Below are 16,896 nucleotides of genomic sequence, written 5' to 3' on the forward strand. Positions count from 1 at the left end.
GAGTAGCTCTTCACGGGCGGCTTGATTGTGCGCTTGACCTGGTCTTATGTGAGTTTAGAGTAAGGTGCGAGAGCTTTAGAGCTGCTTTAGAGTAGGTTTAGAGCTGTTTTAGAGTACGTGAGAGCTGTGTGAGAGTCGCTTTAAAGTAGCTCCCACGTAGCACGTGGGTCGCGGACGGACGTGCCTTCCCACTTCACCAATCCAGCCTCACGGAGATCGTTGAGACTCCGGATGACAGTCGGGCGCGCCAACCCGACAAGTTCCACAATGGGTCCGGTTCCCAGAGGCTTCTGAACCTTCCGCAACGCATCCAATATCTTCCGCGCCGCCGGAGTGAGAGAATCAGTTATCTCCTGAGGGACAGCGTGTTGCGCCAACAGTGTGAGTCTAATGGCTTCCGATGTTTGCTGATAGATGGGCTCCTGCAGGCCCGTGTGGCGCATTTCTGCATAAATACGCTTGATGCCCTCTCCTAATTCACGAGTGATACCAAGATCAGCACATACTCGGGCGATACGAGGATTGCGTGCATAACGGCTGATAGATTCCGGGTCGGTGGGGTCCGCTAACCCAGGGAATCGGCCGGGGCTCGTTATCTCGATCCGGTTAGGAAAAATCTCGACCCTTATGTGGTCGCCGCTCATGCTATACGAGCGATGAACTACCGCGTTGACTACACCCTCCAGCCAGGCATCCCGTGGAATGATCGGCATGCCTTCGAACTTTCCGGAACGAGCTAATGCATTTCTGCGTGGCAGAAGTTCCTCGATCGTGGTGGCTGCGGTGGAAATCTGCTGAGGGATTGGGCCCTCGCAGCGGATGTCGCATCCCTCAATTAAGTTGAGATGGGCTCCAACTCCTCGCTCGTTTTCTGAATACTTCATGATGCGTACGTGCGCCTGAGGAAAGAACGCTTGAGGTCGTGAAGAAAAAAGTAAGTAACCTGCCACATTCACCGCACCGGTAGAGGTGAGAAGGTCGCGGGCTTGGAGGACTAGCTGTGACGAGCTAGATCCAAGCAACTGTTGGAATTGTTCCACGGCGCCGAGGTCCAGATGCTGCGGCATGGTGTCCGGAACGGGGCGCCCATCAAAGGAGGCGGCCCCGCGGTCCCATTCGAGTTCTTGGCGTTGCGTGAACCCAAGGCGTATGGATTCGTCGCCAATGCGTTGGTAGCACTCGCCGCGTGAGTTTTCATGAACATAATCACTCGGTGGAACCGTGAACACTAAGACGCGCCCGTTGCTTGTTGTGAGCTCCTCGATACGGCATCGCACCTGCGGAGAGGTGAAGTCAGCGGCGACTTGGCGCAGTGCGTTATCCGCCTTATCTGAGACGGGGCTGACGTGTCCATTAGAAATGCCGGCCACAACTACTCCGCCTTCAGCATTGGCCATGGCAATCAACGGTGTTGCAAAGTCGCGCGGTTTGATTGAGCCTGATTTGCGCTCAAACCATTGGTTTTCAGGCAGGGAGGCTAACACCTTTACTGCCTCATCGGCCGGCTGGGACAGGGCCTGTTCCACTGTAGGGATGCGCATGACAACTACTCTAACATTTTTAGAGTAGTTTAGAGCTGTTGTAGAGTAGCTCTTCACGGGCGGCTCGATTGTGTGCTTGACCTGCGCTGATGTGAGTTTAGAGTGCGGTGTGAGAGCTTTAGAGTAGGTTTAGAGCTGCTTTAGAGTACGTGAGAGCTGTGTGAGAGCTGCTTCAGGATTCCGCCAACGCCGCATCCAATGCCGGCCCCAGCGCCTCCAGCAGCTGATCCGTTTCCTCCTCAGTAGTGCAGGACACGCGCACCCCATCGCCCGCAAAGCAACGGGCCACCACGTGACGGCGCTTCAACTCCTCATCTAGCCGCTGCGCTTTACCCCCCACGGCCAACCACACGAAATTAGCCTGTGATGGCACTGCTTCGACATCGTCACGGGACCCCAGAAACTCCAACACTCGAGCTCGTTGCTGCACGGTCTCCTCGACGCGCTCCAACAATTCCTTCTGGGCAGTGGGGTCAATAGCTGCCAAACCAGCAGCCTGAGCCAAAGCATTCACTCCAAAAGGAATGCCCACTTTATTTACCGCCTCCACGAACTCTTTATGGCCCAACAAATACCCCAAACGAAGGCCTGCCAGGCCATATGCCTTAGACATAGTTCTGACAATTGCTACATTGGGGTATCGGGAAAGAAGGCCGGCGGCGTCGAATGTAATATCAGACGGCGAGCGATCATATTCCGTATACGCCTCATCCAGCACGACCTGCACAGACGCCGGAATGCGTTGCATAAACTCCTCAAACTCCTGGGCGGTCACCGTCGTGCCCGTCGGGTTATTCGGATTGCACACCAGAATCAACTTCGTACGCTCGTTCACCGCATCCGCCATTGCCCCTAAATCATGCCTTAAATCCGACGCCAACGGCACCGCAACCGGCTCCGCCCCCGCCACGCGAACCAAAATCGGATACGCCTCAAAACTCCGCCAAGCAAAAATTACTTCATCGCCCGCGGAACACGTGGCCTGGATGGTCTGCAAACACAGGGCAGACGAGCCATTGCCCACCGCAACATTGTCCACAGTCGCAGGGGTCTCGAGGTTATGAGCCGTGCTAAACCACTCCGCAATCGCAGAACGAATCTGCACAGAACTCATATCCGGATACCTATTCACGCCCTGAGCGGCCTCAGCAATCGCCCGAGAAATCGACGGCAATGGAGGCAACGACGACTCATTCGACGCAAGTTTCAACGCCCCCGGAAGAGAAGTCCCAGGAACATAAGCGGGTAAAAGCGAAAGGTCAGGGCGAATCATGCACACAATCCTAACCCCCACAAGAAGTGATTTGGGATAGAGGGCAGGCCGCGTGTAGGCTAAACCTGATTGTTCGCAGGCATGCGGTGACCCGCTGTGTGCGCATGGGCAATCAAGGAGATGTGCCAGAGTGGCCGAATGGGGCTCCCTGCTAAGGAGTTGTCTCGCAAGGGACCGCAGGTTCAAATCCTGTCATCTCCGCAACTTCGATGGGTCGTGGCAACCCAGAGCTGCCTAAGCTGCCCGAATACTTGTGGTGAAGTTCGGGACACACAGCTGCGGACAGTGTTGTGGGGCGTGTGGTGCGCCTGTGGTGGTCCGCCAGGAATGTGCTCGGGACGGCCAGGACCCATCGGAGTTAACTAAATAAGCGCCCGTAGCTCAACGGATAGAGCATCTGACTACGGATCAGAAGGTTGGGGGTTCGAATCCCTCCGGGCGCACGAATGGAAAATCCCGAGCTGCCGACTATCGGCGGCTCGGGATTTGTCGTTGTGTGAGGGTTGAGGTGCTGTGTGGCGGGGTGGGGGATGCTGTGTGGTGCTGAAGTGCGCGGGCACATGGAAGGCGTGGTGCGGGGTGGTGGACAAAAACACCATTTTATGAGGCGATTTTGATCAAACGGGTGTTGTTGTGTAGAGTTATTCCTCGTTGCAGAACAGCATCTCAGCTGGAAAGCGATGATGCGCCCGTAGCTCAACGGATAGAGCATCTGACTACGGATCAGAAGGTTGGGGGTTCGAATCCCTCCGGGCGCACCATAGAAAATCTCGGGTCACCATGAAAGTGGTGGCCCGAGATTTTTGTTGTGTGGGGCACCCCGTTGATCTGGGTAGATCTGAGGTGGAGGCCTGGGCAGCACACTGTCCCAAATTGTTCGACCAAAACGCCAGATTTGGGGCGAAATCTGGCGTTTTGGTCGAACAATTTGTGAGGGGTTGGGGGAAGTGTTTGGAGAACTCCCTAAGGCTCTGCTAGAGTGTTCGCTTGTTGCATAAGCAATCCGATTAGTGCGATCACAGCAGTGGAAACGCCGATGTGAAACACTATGAAGGGACGTGGCTCAATTGGTAGAGCAGCGGTCTCCAAAACCGCAGGTTGCAGGTTCGAGTCCTGTCGTCCCTGCACGAACCATTAACTGTCGAAGGGAAGCCCTACAGTGAGTGAAACCCCCAACACTCCCATCGCTGACGGCGGAAACCTTCGTCCTACGGGTAAGCGTCAGCGTGCTGGAGAAGCCACCACCGCCCGCGCAACCTCCGCACAAAAGGCACCGGAAGTTGTTGAAACTCGCCGGAACCCTTTCTCTGCCATCGTAGATTTTCTCCGCGGCGTGGTCTCCGAAATGGGCAAGGTCATCTGGCCTACCGGGCGCGAAATGGTGAACTACACCATCATCGTTCTTCTGTTCCTGGTCTTCACCACCGCTCTGGTGGGAGGCGTAGACTGGGTGTCTAACTTTGCTCTCCAGAAGATCTTCCACTAAACTGAGCTCCAGAAACTTTAAGCGAACCGCCTCCGTCCATGCGACGAGGGCGGATTTTTAATAGCTAATTGCCCTAGAAAGGTGCAGTGTTATGAGTGAAGAGCAGAACGTAGAAGTTACCGCTGAGTCCCTGGCGAATGAGGCTCAGGAGAAGATCCAGGAAGTGGTTGCTGCTGAGCAAGCAGCAGCTGCCGCACAGTCTGCAGCTGAGAGCGGGGAAGCTGAGGCTGATGCAACTGAGGGGGCCGACGCTGAAGGCACTGTGGTCGAGGGGGCTGCAGAAGAAGCCGCTGACGCAGCTTCTGAAGATGCTGACGCCGCTGCAGAGGGCAATGCGGAAGGTGCCGCAGCGGAGAACACTGCTGACGCTCCAGCAGAAGGCGAAGCTACCGACTCCGCCGAGAACACCCCAGAGCCCACGGATGCCGCGATGGAGGCCTACAAGACCCGCCTCCGTGAGTTCATGCGCGCCCTCAAGAAGCTCCCGGGCCAGTGGTACATCATTCAGTGCTACTCCGGCTACGAAAACAAGGTGAAGACCAACCTGGAGATGCGCGCCCAGACCCTGGGCGTTGACGACCAGATCCACGAGGTGGTCGTCCCCATCGAGGAGATCACCGAGCTGAAGGACGGTAAGCGTAAGCAGGTTAAGCGCAAGCTCCTCCCTGGCTACGTGCTGGTTCGCATGGACCTGGAGGATGCTTCCTGGTCCGTGGTCCGCGATACCCCCGGCGTGACCTCCTTCGTGGGTAACGAGGGCAAGCCCACCCCTGTGAAGATCCGTGAGGTGGCGAAGTTCCTGCTGCCACCGGAGACTGCAACGCCTCAGGCCCCAGAGGGCGAGGAGCAGGTGGCTACCGGCGTGGATGTTTCCACGACGGGTGTGGCGACGGCGCCAAAGCCGGCGTCTGCTGCTGTGGAGGTGGACTACGAGGTGGGCGAATCCGTCACCATCCTGTCCGGTCCGTTTGCATCCGTATCCGCCACGATCTCCGAGATCGATACGGAGAACAACCGCCTGCGCGCGATGGTGTCCATCTTCGGTCGTGAAACCCCCGTTGATCTGGAATTTGATCAGGTCGAGAAGCTGAACTAAAGTTAGTGAGGTTGTCCACCGTTGATTACTGTGGTGGGCTCCGCACGACAATCATCATCCGGTGGCTGGTGAAATTCCGGCATCCGGTCGGGCGCACTCTCGCGGCCCGGTAACAGAAAGAGAACTACTTATGGCTAAGAAGAAAAAGGTCACTGGCCTCATCAAGCTGCAGATCCAGGCAGGTCAGGCAACTCCTGCTCCTCCAGTGGGTCCAGCTCTGGGTGCTCACGGCGTGAACATCGTTGAGTTCACCAAGGCATACAACGCTGCAACTGAGTCCCAGCGCGGCAACATCGTTCCTGTTGAGATCACCGTCTACGAAGACCGTTCCTTCGACTTCAAGCTGAAGACCCCACCTGCTGCTAAGCTGCTGCTGAAGGCTGCTGGCCTGCAGAAGGGCTCCGGTGTTCCTCACACCCAGAAGGTCGGTTCCGTGACCTGGGATCAGTGCAAGGAGATCGCTGAGACCAAGAAGGAAGACCTCAACGCCAACGACATCGAAAACGGTGCACGCATCATCGCCGGTACCGCCCGCTCCATGGGTATTACCGTCGAGGGTGCTCCTGAGGCCTAGTAGGTAACCTCCATCATTCCGCGCCGCAACGTGGAATGAGATGACCGACGCCGAGCGCGCTGGGCGTCGGGGGATATATGTGGAAGGGGCGGCTCGTCCCACGCGACCACGACTTCCGTAACAACTGATTTGGGAGAATCACATGAGCAAGAATTCTAAGGCATACAAGGCAGCAGCCGAGAAGATCGACGCTGGCCGCATCTACCGCCCACTCGAGGCTGCGAAGCTGGTGAAGGAGACCTCCTCCAAGAACTTCGACGCCACCGTGGACGTTGCAATCCGCCTGGGCGTTGACCCACGCAAGGCTGACCAGCTGGTGCGCGGCACCGTATCCCTGCCACACGGCACGGGTAAGGAAGTCCGCGTGGTTGTGTTCGCCGAGGGACCAAACGCTACCGCCGCTGAGGAAGCAGGCGCTGACGTTGTGGGCACCGAGGAACTGATCGAGCGCATCACCGGCGGCTGGACCGATTTCGACGCCGCCATCGCCACCCCAGACCAGATGGCCAAGGTGGGCCGTGTGGCTCGCGTGCTGGGTCCTCGTGGCCTGATGCCAAACCCTAAGACCGGCACCGTGACCACCGATGTGGCTAAGGCAGTGTCCGAGATCAAGGGCGGTAAGATTTCCTTCCGCGTGGACAAGGCCTCCAACCTGCATGCTGTGATTGGTAAGGCTTCCTTCGACGCAGAGAAGCTGGCCGAGAACTACGGCGCGCTGATCGAAGAGCTGCTGCGTCTGAAGCCATCCTCCGCGAAGGGTAAGTACCTGAAGAAGATCACCCTGGCTTCCACCTCCGGCCCTGGTATCCCAGTGGACACCAGCGTTCTGAAGAACTACGCCGAAGAGGCTTAAGGCTTGAGGGGTTCGACCAGCTGGTGCAATCTGCTGGTTGAGCCCCGCATTATCCCGCAACCCATGCTGGCGCTGGGCGCCGGCGTTGTCACAGCGCTGAAGCGCTGGGGTTGCGGGTTTTTACGTTTGGGCTAGGCGGAGTGCGCGCTCCGGACAGCGCGAGCCTGGACGGCTGCCAGTACTGTGGCGCTGAGCAACAGAGCGCACAGCCAGGCAATGAGGACCGCCCAGCCGCGCTCGAAGAACCACCCCGAGACCCAGCCCATGAGGGAACTGCCGAGGTAGTACATCAACACATAGGAGCTGGACGCTTCGGAACGGTGCTCCTGGGCTGCGGCCGCCACCCACGTGGAGCACGCAGAATGTGCCACGAAGAACATCGCGGTGAACAGCAGCGCGCCGCTTAAGGCGCTGGCGAGATTCGGCGCGAGCATGATGAGTGCTCCCAGCAGCATGAGCGCCACCGAGCCCACGAGTACCCGGCCGCGCCCGAAACGCGTCATAAATGCTCCCGTGCGGGCGGACGACCACGTTCCCGAGAGGTAGAGCACGAACGTGGCTGCAGCCAAGGACGCGGGGAGACCAAAGCTGCCCATGAGCCTGAAGCCTAAGTAGTTATACAGGGAGACGAAGGACCCCATGGTGAGAAAGGGGATGAGGAACAGGCGCACCATCATGGGGTTCGTCCAGTGGCTCAGCATGGCTGTGAGCTCGCCGGAAAAGCTCAGCGGCTTGGCGGTGAAATAGCGTTGCCGTGGAAGCAGGAGCGCCATGAGCACTGCCATACTGAAGGCGAAGAACGCACTGGCAGCTAGGGACCACTGCCAGGTGGTGAAGTCCACGGCGATACCGGGGATCAGGCGGCCGACCAGGCCACCCAGCGTGGTGCCGGAGATATACAGACCCATCACCTTGGGAAGGTACTGCCGGTGGATCTCCTCGGCCAGGTAGGCCATGATGATTGCCGGCACACCGGCCACGGCAATGCCTTGGAGGAAGCGTAGCAGGATCAGCCCGTGGATGGAGGGGGAGAAGGGGAGCAGGAAGCTCACCAGCGTGGCAGCCAGCGCGGAGATGCACAACACTTTCCGCCGGCCGAAGCGTTCCGAGAGAGCACCGAGCGGCACGATAGCCAGCGCTAGTGCGCCCGTGGTCGCAGAGACCGTGAGGGCCGTGGTGGTGGGCGAGGCATGGAAATAGTCGCCGAGTGCTGGCAGCACTGCCTGGGTGGCGTAGAGAGCGTTGAAGCTGGCAAGGCCCGCGCACAGCGCGGCGATGAGGGCGCGCCGGTAGGCCGGGTCCTGGGGTGTGAGGCCTGAGTGAGATTCTGATGCCATCGGCAATGGGCAGGATCCTTTCCGGATAGTTCTACTTGGGAGGGTGAGGAAGAAACTCGACGGGCTGGCTTCCCGTGAAGAGGATCAAGGTAGCTTGGGCAGGCTCCTGTGCCCTGAGAGAATGGACTTGTCCCGCGGCAACGTGGATCGCCGAACCCTGCGACAGGGTCACGGTGTGCGAGCTGTCTGGGTCCTGCTGTGACGAGTTCGGAGCCTCGGTGCTGGACGCTCCGACGGTGAACTCGATGGAACCCTCCTGGCCAAGAACCACGATCGGGGCGGGAGCCTGGTGGTCTGCCATCACATCACCCGCGCGGAAGGTGAGTCGGATAATACGTGCTCCGTCGAGGTCGGCCACCTTCTTCACCGTGGGAACGGCGCGCCCTTCGCCCTCGGAGTGGGAGTGCTCTCCACGAAGATCGGTGATGTAGGTGAAGTTGTCCTGAATGCTCATACCTTTCATTGTAGGTCTGAGCGCTCTTGCCGCTGATTAGCTGGAGACCCCGCCGATCACACCGAAGTCCTTCCTCCACGCCACCACCGTGGACGGGCGCGGAGTGGAGTCTCCACCATCGGGCCAGTGAGAGACCGGCTGTTCCACGGTGGCGTTATCGTCCTCACCAGGGTGCTGCACGTTCACCACCACGCGTTTGTCGGACACCAGCGGCCCGCACGTTTCCGCCCCTGCAGGAACCGTGAGGAACTGCTTGGTCAAGCCACGGGCCTCGCCCTCTAGTGCCACGGCGAACAAGCCGTCGTTGGAACCCAGAGCATTACCGTCCGTTGAAATCCACAGGTTGCCAAAGGAATCGAACGTGAGGTTATCCGGGCAGGAGATAGGGGACACCCGCGATTTATCGAACCCACCGAAATACGTCTCCGCCTCCTGGGGATCGCCACACACCAACAACAGGTTCCACCTGAAGGTCTCACCGGCGTGGTCATCATCAATCTCCAGCACCAGGCCGTTCTTGTTTTCCTTGATGGGGGCGTACTCCCGCACGCCCTCAAACGGAACACCCGACGCGGTCTTGTCCGCGCCACCTGCAACGCCGCGGTACTTATTGTTCGTCAGTGCCGCATACACCTTTCCGGTGGTGGGGTGCGGCTCCACGTCCTCTGGCCGGTCCATCTTCGTGGCTCCCACGATGTCTCCGGCCTCGCGGGTGAACACCGCCACTTCCTCGGCGCTCATCCCCGGCACATGCGAGGTAGCGGTGCCATCGGCCTGAACGGTCAGCAGTGGGATCCAGCGCCCCGTGCCATCGAACGCCCCGTCGTCGGGGAGGGTGCCCTCAGCGAAATCGGGAGAATTGCCCTGAAAGTCAGCCACGTACAGGGTGCCTTCGTCCAGGATCTTCATATTCTCGGCGCGGTCCTGGTTCGAGCGGCCGGAGCGCATTGTCCGCGAGGAGACGAACTTATACAGGTACTCAAAGCGGGAATCATCGCCGGAGTACGCCACCACAGTCCCATCGTGAGTGACGTGAATGTTCGCGCCCTCATGCTTAAACCGACCCAACGCCGTGTGCTTCACCGGAGTGGACGTGGGATCCCACGGATCGACCTCCACAACGTAGTTAAAGCGGTGCGGCTCGTGGGGTTCCTTGCGCACATCCCATCGCGGATCGAAGCGCTCCCACTTCCGCTGCGTCTGCGGATCCTCAATACCGTAGCGCTTAAAGCGCTTCCGGGCGCGGGAATCCTTCACCTCGGCACCACCGGCGAAATACTGATCGATATTCTCCTCGCCGGACAGCACCGTTCCCCACGGGGTGAGGCCTCCGGAGCAATTATTCAGCGTCCCCAACACGTGTGTGCCCGTAGGGTCGGCTGTCGTCTTCGCCAGCTCAGAGCCAGCCACAGGACCGCGCAGTGCAAACTCGGTTGTGGTGGTAATGCGCCGGTTGTAAGGGCCCATCACTGGCTTCAGGGAACCATCCTTGGCATTTCCCTCCACCTCCACGATGGTCATTCCGTGGCTGGCGAGCTCAATTCTGTACTGCTCTTCCGTGGGATGATCTTCCTGATATCCGGGGAACATCTGGTGAGGCGTGGTGTATTCGTGATTGGACACCAACAGAAAGCGATTCTTCTTCCCCCTAATGGGAAGCAGCGCGGCATAATCGCAGTTAAATCCGAATTGCTTTTCGGCCGCCTCCGGGGACTGCCGATCCACAGCCCACCCCTCGCCGCCGGGAAGGACGGCATCGCCCCAGCGGATCACCACGGCAGACTCGTACCCACTGGGCACCACCACCGCGTCCTCGGTGTTAGGTGCCACCATCTCGAAGTTCAGACCAGGAATCGGGGACTCTCCACCGGCCGCATCGCCCGCCCCCGCAGCGGACCCGTCGGGAGTCTGCGCCCCAGACTGCGCCGAATCGGAACACGCCGCCAGCATGGACGCCCCACCCACCGTCACCAACGCAGCGCTTCCGGCGCGCAGCGCAGCACGGCGGGAAAAATTCGCCTGAAGAATATCGCCGAAATACGCGTTGTTGGACGTATTCGCCACCTCTTTAGAACACGCATCCCCGCACTTATACAGGCACGTCCGGTGGGAACGGCTGGAGGTGAAATCTAACGCGGACAGGAGGTTACGGCCGATCAATGCCATGGATAATGCCTTCGTCTCTTCTTGTGTAGTCAGTTGTGCTCGTCGTGCACACTAGAGGCTAAGAGACAAAGGTAGAGAGGCCCTTAATACGCGTTAAAATTTTGTTGAATGAGGGTGAACAGTAATTAACGCGCGCAGGCGCTCCGTACATTAACGCGCGCGCCGCGCAACCATCCCAGCGATTGCCCGCCACCCCAGAAGCAGCAGCGCACTCATCACCGTGGCCACCACAATGAAGGACCAATGCGGAAACGCGCTGTGGCGAACACCCCACAGGGTCAAGCCCGTGGCCACGCTGAACACCCAGACGATGGCCCCGGGGAGGAGACGCTGGGCGTCGGGGGAACGACGGATCAGCACCAACACGCCCCAGCCCAGCAGCGTGCCGCACAGAAATGGCCAGGAGGTCTCCAGCCACCCTAGGACGCTCAGCGGCATCTCCGGCGTGTTGTGGGCGATCCGTGCCAGCAGCGCAAACAGGAGGATGGCCAGGATGTCGAATATCGCCGCGCGGACGTTGAGCATGAATCCTTCTTTCGTTATGTCAATCGACGCCCAGCCTCACTATCGACCGGCGCGGTCGTGGGATCATCACCCATCTTATTGAACTGGCCTGCGAAGTACACGATCCATCCCACAAGCGCCAGACCGATGAAGCTGAGCATGCGGAACACAATCGCGGTAGCGAACGCCTGGTGGATGGTCAGAGTTCCCATCGCCACCAGTGAGGACGTGAGCGCCAGGTCCACCGTGCCCAGGCCACCGGGCGTGACCTGAACCTGGCCCACCAGCTTGGCCGCGAGGAAGCTCAGCACCACGCCCGCGACGGGCGCCTCCGCGCCCACGGCGACCACGCAGAACAGTAGGGCGATGATCTCCAGTACCCAGTTCATCAGGCTGGCGGTGATGGCCATCGCCAGGCGCGGCAGGGGCAGCTCCACGGCGGCGATCTGCTCGGACATGCCGGCCAGGTGCTCGGTGAAACGGTCCTCCGGCTTCTTCATCAGCCGGTTGAAAGCCCGTGCGCGGTTAATCAGGAACGCCTCCACGCTGCGGGGATGCAGGGCAATCCAGTTCGTTGCCAGCGCAATGGCCACGAGCGCACCCACGGCGACGGCGATGGTGACCCAACTGACCTTCAACCCCAGGAAGAACACCGCGCCCACGGCGAGGATCGCCATGCCGGCGCCGGATAGTGCCCCGGAAAGGATCATGTACCAACTGGCGATGACGGGGGTGGCACCCCATTTCAGCTGCTCGCGGAAGATCATCGCCGCGGAGATCGCGGGGCCGCCGGGGAACGTGGCGGACCAGGCGTTGGCTGCCAGGCCCAGCATGTTGCTTCGCCAGCGCCCGGCGGGCACGTCCGCCGACCGGAGAAGAACCACCATCACTTCGGCCTGGGCCACCATGGACAATGCGATGGCCACGGCGGCGAGCGCGATCCAGGTGTTGTTGCCCTGGGACAGTTCATTCCAGCCCTCGGAGATGAAGGAGAGGTGTTCTCGGCCAAAGAATGCGATGGCACCCAGAACTACCAGCATCGCTATGGCCCGGAAGCCAGGCGTGCGGTAGAACGTCGACATGTTATTCGTGACCCAACTTCTCGGAGGCTTTCTTGACAGCTGCGGGGGCCCACCAGTTATCCGCGCCCAGCAGATGCATGATGGCGGGCACAAGCAGCATTCGGATGATGGTGGCATCGAGGATCAATGCGATCACCATTCCAAAGGCAATGTATTTCATCATGACAATGGTGGAGAAACCAAATGCGCCACACACAACAATCATGATGAGCGCAGCCGCTGTGATGATACCGCCGGTGGTGGCGGTGCCGAAACGGATTGCCGTGTCCGTGGTGGCGCCGCGTTTGCGTGCCTCCACCATACGGGAGACCAGGAACACCTCATAATCTGTGGAGAGTCCAAAGATGATGGCCACGATCAGCACCAGCACGGGGCTCATCAGCGGCCCGGCGGTGAAGTTGAACAGGTCGGAGCCCACGCCGTCGACAAATAGAAGAGTCAGCAGGCCCAGGGTGGCGCCGGTGCCCAGGATGTTCATGATCACGGCCTTGGCTGGGATGATCAACGAACCGAAGATCAGGGCCATGAGCAGGAAGCTCACCACCACGATGTAGAGCAGCATCCACGGCAGCTTCTGGAACAGCGCTCCGATGGATTCCTGCTCCAGCGCAGGCGTGCCGGCGACCAGCACCTCGGCGCCGTCGGCCTCGATGGCTTCCAGCTCGCGCACCACGCGGCCGTAGTCATCGCGGTTGGCGATGCCCGCAGACAGCACGGTCACGTTGTCCTTGGTGGGTTGGGAGACCTTGAAGGGGCTGCTGAGCCCCTTCACCTGGTTCGCTTGCTGATACACCGGGGAGATCGCGGATGGGTCGCCGCTGATGACCAGCTTGATGGGATCCGTCCGGAAATCGGGGAAGGCCTGGTTGAAGTCCTGCTGCGCCACGCGCGTGCTGTTATCCGGTGGCAGGAATGTTTCGTTGATGCCGCCGAGTTTGATCCCGGCGATGGGGGCCGCCAGCGCGATCAGGCCCACGACCACCACGAACACAACTTTCTTGGAGTGCTTCATGGCGAACTGAGGGATCTTGCCCCAGGTGCTGAAGAACAGTTCACTGCGGCGCTTGTGGTTCTTGCGAATCGCCCACTTATCGATGTTGTGGCCCAGCATCGCGAAAATACTAGGGAGCACGGCCACGGAGAACAGCGCCGCCAGCCCCACCGCGCTCATGGCACCGAAGGCCACGGACTTCAGGAAGGCCTGGGGGAAGATGAGCAGCCCGGACAGCGCCACTGCCACCATCAACGCGGAGAATACCACCGTCTTTCCCGCCGACGCCGTGGTGTTGCGCACCGCTGTCTGTACGTCTGCGCCCTCGGCCAATTCTTCGCGGAAGCGGGAGACCATGAATAGCCCGTAGTCAATGGCGAGGCCCAGCCCCAGCAGAGTCACCACGGACTGGGCGAAGACGTTGATCTGTGTGAGGGAGGCCAGGATGGACAGCACGCCCATGGCGCCCAGGATGGACAGCACGCCCACCAACAGCGGCATGAGGGCTGCGATTACGCCTCCGAAGACGAGGAGAAGCAGCACCCCGACTGCGGGGAGGGCGTAGACTTCCGCGCGGGAAATATCGCCGGCCATGCCGCTGTCTAGCGCGCCGGAGACGGCGGTGGCGCCGGCGATCTGGACCGTGGGGGTGTCCTGGGGCGCGCCGGGAGCGGCACCGTCCAGGCTGATGGCGTGCAAATCATCCTCGATCACCCGATAGTTTTTCAGCACATCATCTTCCACGCCCTTCAAGGACACCGCCGCGAACGCCGCCGTGCCATCCGCGTTGGCCATCTGCGCCGGGCCTCTATGGAAGAAAGAACGAATGCTGGCAATCTGATCCGGGTACTTGGCTTTCAGCGCCTCCAGCTGTTCTGTCATGGAGGCCTTGACCTCCTCGGTAACCGCGCCACCGGGGGTCGTGGAAGTCACTAGGACGATCACGTCGCCGTCGTCGTCACGGCCGAAGGTGTTCTGCTCGATCACGGCGGCGCGGGTGGACTCGGAGTTCGGGTCGTCCCAGCCCTCCTGGCTCATCCTGCTACCCAGCTGCGTGCCGAAGATGCCGTACAGGATGAGAATGCCGGTGATGATCACCAGCGGAATCAGCCGACGGAAGCGGTAGGCAATATCGCCCCAGGTAGTAAACATGCGCTAGAAGACTCTTTTCGACAGATAAATGAGAGGGTCGGGGAGGGGAAGAGAGGCGAACGCCAGTGGCGTTCGTGATCACGTTATTGATCAAGCAAAGCAGATAGAGGACGGAACGGCTGCAGCCACGCGCCCTCTGCAGGCAGATTCTCCAGGCTGATGCGTGGCAGCGGCTCGCGGAACACCCCAGGGATGTCCTCCAGGTCCACAAACTCAATCGACTCATGGGAGGTTGCCCACGCGGCATGCTCCTCGAAGCCGATGACCGTCACCGGCATCTCCTCGGCCAGCTCCTCCAGGAGCGACTGGAAGTTCCGGCCGTCGGCGCTGGCGACCACCACAGCATCCAGCGCGCCCTGCTCGCGGCGCAGCTCGATGTGCTCCAGCATGTCCGGGTCTACATCGGTGTACTCGTTCAGCTTGGGTTTGGCGAACACCGCAAAACCCATGTTCCGGAGGGCATCCACCCATGGGCGGACAAGGTCTGCGGTGCCGGTGGCGATGTTGGTGAAGACGGCCGCCTCTGGCTCAATCTCCCCATCGAAGTCCTCGGACAGTTCTTCGGCGCGGTGGACAAGCCAGCGGCCGATGGCGTCGAATCGGGGACGGTGCGCGGGGCTGGGGCGACCACCCAGGATGGAGCCTAAGCCCATGTCGATGTTGGGGGCATCCCAGATCAGGAGGACGCGCCGGGAGTCTCCTGGGGCCAGTGGGCCTCCTACTGTGGTGGTTACTTCTTCCGCCATAGGTACTCCCTAATTGTGTGTTCTTTGTCGAGGCCTTTTGCTTCGAATTTGGTGGTGATTTGCCGGTCGGTGAGGATCGGGATGTCCGATTGGTCCTCGGGCCAGCCCAGATATTCTAGTTCCGGTTCCACGGTCACCAGTTCGTCAATCCACTCTGCGTAGTCTGCGTGGTCGGTGGCGACGTGGAGGATGCCGCCTGGCTTCAGGCGCTGGGCGATGAGGTGCAGCGTGCCGGACTGGATGATGCGGCGCTTGTTGTGGCGCGCTTTGGGCCAGGGGTCGGGGAAGAAGATGCGCACGCCCTGCAGCGAGTTGGGCTGGAACATGCGCTGGAGTACCTCCACGCCATCCCCCCGCACCATGCGGATGTTGGTGAGCTCGTCGCGCACGACTGCCCCGAGGAGCTTCGCCAATCCCGGGCGGTACAGCTCCACGGCGATGATATTTGTATCAGCTTCTAGGGGTGCCATCGCGGCGGTGGAGGTGCCGGTGCCGGAGCCAATTTCCACGATGGTCTCCGCATCGCGGCCGAACCATTCGGGGAGGTCAATCACCTCATCTGCCAGCACTTTTCCGTAGTGGGGCCAGTGCTCTTCCCAGCGTGCTTCCTGGTTGTCGGTCAGGGTGCCGCGGCGGAAAGAGAAGGAACCTAGTCGCGGATAATCGCGTCCGTCGTTAAAATCAGTTTGAAGCGGCCGCCCATGGGGGAGGGAACCGCGTGTATTTTCGGTATTATTCATCGCTAACATTGTTGCAGATGAAGGGGACAGGGGGAATACAAGATGCAGACTTCAGTTTCTGTGATTGGTCCGGTGCAAGAGCGCCTGGATGAGGTGGCCGACGAGCTTCGGCAGATACAGCCGCAGTGGCAGGTGCTGGTGGGCGCGGGCCCGGATGCTCGCCCGACCGCCGTGGTGGCTGTGGTGGAGCGGTGGGATGCGGCGTCCTGCCACGTGGTGGGGGCGGTGGCGTCCGGCCAGGGCTGTGTGATTGTCCTGACCCGTGATGATCCTGAATTATCCGACGCCGAACCTCCCGACCTTCCCGGTATCTCGTTTTTATCCACGGTGGAGGAGATCCCGGCTGCTGTGCGTGCCGTGGCGGTGAGCGTGCGGGAATGGTCCTCGGATGCGTACCGGGCGGATGCGGAGCGCGTGGACCGGGTGAAGATTGCGATTCGGCTGGGGGCGAATAGGTCTATCCAGGGGCTGTGCGACCAGGGGATTGGTTCTTCGCAGGAGTGGGATCGCGCCTATTGGTCTTTCGTGGAGGATCTTCAGGCGGAGACACTGCGGCAGGGTGTGGCTTTTCCGTCGATGGAGTTGGCTCCACCGGAGTGCCCGCGCATTCCGGTGGAGGCGTCCTGGGGGCGGATCGCACTCGCGTTGGCGACCACCTGTGGTGCGTTCGCGGCACCCTTCGGGCTAGGCAGGGCACTGGGGCAGCCGATGCTAGGGCTGCTGGTGGGGCTGGTACTGGCTGTGATCGTGGCGGGGATCCGCCTGTGGATGATGCACGCTCAGTACGCGAAAGCTGCGAGGCAGCAGCGCGCGGTGCAGCTCAAGCAGGATCTGACGGCGCTGACGGCGGCGATGACCTCGCGCGTGCAGATCGCGCGGGTGGCGCCGGCGCTCACGTGAG

At 60.5% G+C, this 16,896-nt stretch carries 14 protein-coding genes, 4 tRNA genes and 1 pseudogene; 9 read left to right on the forward strand and 10 right to left on the reverse strand.

Features of this window, described 5'->3' with window-relative positions:
- Nucleotides 1-140: 140 nt before the first annotated feature.
- Both IAU67_RS00675 and hisC read right to left on the reverse strand, forming a co-directional pair.
- The gene (locus IAU67_RS00675; protein ID WP_151842683.1) at nucleotides 141-1,541 is read right to left on the reverse strand and encodes an ATP-binding protein; all 1,401 of its coding nucleotides are present in this window, start codon (nucleotides 1,539-1,541) and stop codon (nucleotides 141-143) included.
- A 172-nt stretch (nucleotides 1,542-1,713) separates the two neighbouring features.
- Nucleotides 1,714-2,814, reverse strand: coding sequence for a histidinol-phosphate transaminase (gene hisC / locus IAU67_RS00680; RefSeq protein ID WP_151842682.1), 1,101 nt, complete (start codon nucleotides 2,812-2,814; stop codon nucleotides 1,714-1,716).
- A 116-nt stretch (nucleotides 2,815-2,930) separates the two neighbouring features.
- Between hisC and IAU67_RS00685 the strand changes: the two genes are divergently transcribed.
- The 8 genes from IAU67_RS00685 to rplA all read left to right on the forward strand — a co-directional run bounded on the left by IAU67_RS00685 (nucleotide 2,931) and on the right by rplA (nucleotide 6,823).
- Nucleotides 2,931-3,015 (forward strand) — tRNA-Ser (locus IAU67_RS00685).
- Nucleotides 3,016-3,184: 169 nt separating this feature from the next.
- Nucleotides 3,185-3,257 (forward strand) — tRNA-Arg (locus IAU67_RS00690).
- 242 nt (nucleotides 3,258-3,499) lie between these two features.
- Nucleotides 3,500-3,575: transfer RNA gene (locus IAU67_RS00695), tRNA-Arg, on the forward strand.
- A 291-nt stretch (nucleotides 3,576-3,866) separates the two neighbouring features.
- Nucleotides 3,867-3,939: transfer RNA gene (locus IAU67_RS00700), tRNA-Trp, on the forward strand.
- A gap of 34 nt (nucleotides 3,940-3,973) precedes the next feature.
- A complete protein-coding gene (gene secE, locus IAU67_RS00705) occupies nucleotides 3,974-4,300 on the forward strand; it encodes a preprotein translocase subunit SecE (protein ID WP_151842681.1) in 327 nt (108 codons plus the stop codon).
- A gap of 91 nt (nucleotides 4,301-4,391) precedes the next feature.
- Nucleotides 4,392-5,396, forward strand: coding sequence for a transcription termination/antitermination protein NusG (gene nusG, locus IAU67_RS00710; RefSeq protein ID WP_187767929.1), 1,005 nt, complete (start codon nucleotides 4,392-4,394; stop codon nucleotides 5,394-5,396).
- A 130-nt stretch (nucleotides 5,397-5,526) separates the two neighbouring features.
- The gene (gene rplK, locus IAU67_RS00715; RefSeq protein WP_151842680.1) at nucleotides 5,527-5,970 is read left to right on the forward strand and encodes a 50S ribosomal protein L11; all 444 of its coding nucleotides are present in this window, start codon (nucleotides 5,527-5,529) and stop codon (nucleotides 5,968-5,970) included.
- 142 nt (nucleotides 5,971-6,112) lie between these two features.
- Nucleotides 6,113-6,823 carry a 50S ribosomal protein L1 gene (rplA, locus tag IAU67_RS00720; RefSeq protein ID WP_151842679.1) on the forward strand — a complete coding sequence of 237 codons (711 nt, stop codon included), beginning with the start codon at nucleotides 6,113-6,115 and terminating at the stop codon, nucleotides 6,821-6,823.
- A 131-nt stretch (nucleotides 6,824-6,954) separates the two neighbouring features.
- On the opposite strand, the gene IAU67_RS00725 is transcribed toward rplA, so the two are convergent.
- The 8 genes and pseudogenes from IAU67_RS00725 to trmB all read right to left on the reverse strand — a co-directional run bounded on the left by IAU67_RS00725 (nucleotide 6,955) and on the right by trmB (nucleotide 16,004).
- Nucleotides 6,955-8,160 (reverse strand): MFS transporter, encoded by a 1,206-nt coding sequence (locus IAU67_RS00725; protein WP_151842678.1) that lies wholly within the window; start codon nucleotides 8,158-8,160, stop codon nucleotides 6,955-6,957.
- Between the two features lie 31 nt (nucleotides 8,161-8,191).
- Nucleotides 8,192-8,614, reverse strand: coding sequence for a cupin domain-containing protein (locus IAU67_RS00730; RefSeq protein ID WP_225723546.1), 423 nt, complete (start codon nucleotides 8,612-8,614; stop codon nucleotides 8,192-8,194).
- Between the two features lie 36 nt (nucleotides 8,615-8,650).
- Nucleotides 8,651-10,780, reverse strand: coding sequence for a PhoX family protein (locus IAU67_RS00735; RefSeq protein WP_151842676.1), 2,130 nt, complete (start codon nucleotides 10,778-10,780; stop codon nucleotides 8,651-8,653).
- Nucleotides 10,781-10,930: 150 nt separating this feature from the next.
- Nucleotides 10,931-11,305 (reverse strand): DUF3054 domain-containing protein, encoded by a 375-nt coding sequence (locus IAU67_RS00740; protein ID WP_151842675.1) that lies wholly within the window; start codon nucleotides 11,303-11,305, stop codon nucleotides 10,931-10,933.
- A 14-nt stretch (nucleotides 11,306-11,319) separates the two neighbouring features.
- A complete protein-coding gene (locus IAU67_RS00745; protein ID WP_151842674.1) occupies nucleotides 11,320-12,366 on the reverse strand; it encodes a lysylphosphatidylglycerol synthase transmembrane domain-containing protein in 1,047 nt (348 codons plus the stop codon).
- Nucleotides 12,367-12,373: 7 nt separating this feature from the next.
- A pseudogene (locus IAU67_RS00750) lies at nucleotides 12,374-14,509 on the reverse strand (MMPL family transporter); the annotation flags it as partial.
- Nucleotides 14,510-14,592: 83 nt separating this feature from the next.
- Complete coding sequence (locus tag IAU67_RS00755) at nucleotides 14,593-15,255, reverse strand: NYN domain-containing protein (RefSeq protein WP_151842672.1); 663 nt, start codon at nucleotides 15,253-15,255, stop codon at nucleotides 14,593-14,595.
- On the reverse strand, nucleotides 15,240-16,004 hold the full coding sequence (gene trmB / locus IAU67_RS00760; protein WP_151842671.1) for a tRNA (guanosine(46)-N7)-methyltransferase TrmB: 765 nt from the start codon (nucleotides 16,002-16,004) through the stop codon (nucleotides 15,240-15,242). The genes IAU67_RS00755 and trmB overlap by 16 nt, the downstream gene beginning before the upstream one ends.
- Nucleotides 16,005-16,037: 33 nt before the next feature.
- Between trmB and IAU67_RS00765 the strand changes: the two genes are divergently transcribed.
- Nucleotides 16,038-16,895, forward strand: a complete 858-nt coding sequence (locus IAU67_RS00765) for a hypothetical protein (RefSeq protein WP_151842670.1) — start codon at nucleotides 16,038-16,040, stop codon at nucleotides 16,893-16,895.
- Nucleotide 16,896 lies beyond the last annotated feature (1 nt).

It is taken from the genome of Corynebacterium zhongnanshanii, assembly GCF_014490575.1.
Lineage (GTDB): Bacteria > Actinomycetota > Actinomycetes > Mycobacteriales > Mycobacteriaceae > Corynebacterium > Corynebacterium zhongnanshanii.

Coding starts and splice junctions, on each gene's coding strand:
- nusG (WP_187767929.1), top strand. CDS start 4,392: ATGAGTGAAGAGCAGAACGTAGAAGTTACCGCTGAGTCCCTGGCGAAT.
- rplK (WP_151842680.1), top strand. CDS start 5,527: ATGGCTAAGAAGAAAAAGGTCACTGGCCTCATCAAGCTGCAGATCCAG.
- IAU67_RS00755 (WP_151842672.1), bottom strand. CDS start 15,255: ATGGCGGAAGAAGTAACCACCACAGTAGGAGGCCCACTGGCCCCAGGA.
- IAU67_RS00740 (WP_151842675.1), bottom strand. CDS start 11,305: ATGCTCAACGTCCGCGCGGCGATATTCGACATCCTGGCCATCCTCCTG.
- IAU67_RS00730 (WP_225723546.1), bottom strand. CDS start 8,614: ATGAGCATTCAGGACAACTTCACCTACATCACCGATCTTCGTGGAGAG.
- IAU67_RS00725 (WP_151842678.1), bottom strand. CDS start 8,160: ATGGCATCAGAATCTCACTCAGGCCTCACACCCCAGGACCCGGCCTAC.
- rplA (WP_151842679.1), top strand. CDS start 6,113: ATGAGCAAGAATTCTAAGGCATACAAGGCAGCAGCCGAGAAGATCGAC.
- hisC (WP_151842682.1), bottom strand. CDS start 2,814: ATGATTCGCCCTGACCTTTCGCTTTTACCCGCTTATGTTCCTGGGACT.
- IAU67_RS00745 (WP_151842674.1), bottom strand. CDS start 12,366: ATGTCGACGTTCTACCGCACGCCTGGCTTCCGGGCCATAGCGATGCTG.
- IAU67_RS00735 (WP_151842676.1), bottom strand. CDS start 10,780: ATGGCATTGATCGGCCGTAACCTCCTGTCCGCGTTAGATTTCACCTCC.
- IAU67_RS00675 (WP_151842683.1), bottom strand. CDS start 1,541: ATGCGCATCCCTACAGTGGAACAGGCCCTGTCCCAGCCGGCCGATGAG.
- trmB (WP_151842671.1), bottom strand. CDS start 16,004: ATGTTAGCGATGAATAATACCGAAAATACACGCGGTTCCCTCCCCCAT.
- IAU67_RS00765 (WP_151842670.1), top strand. CDS start 16,038: ATGCAGACTTCAGTTTCTGTGATTGGTCCGGTGCAAGAGCGCCTGGAT.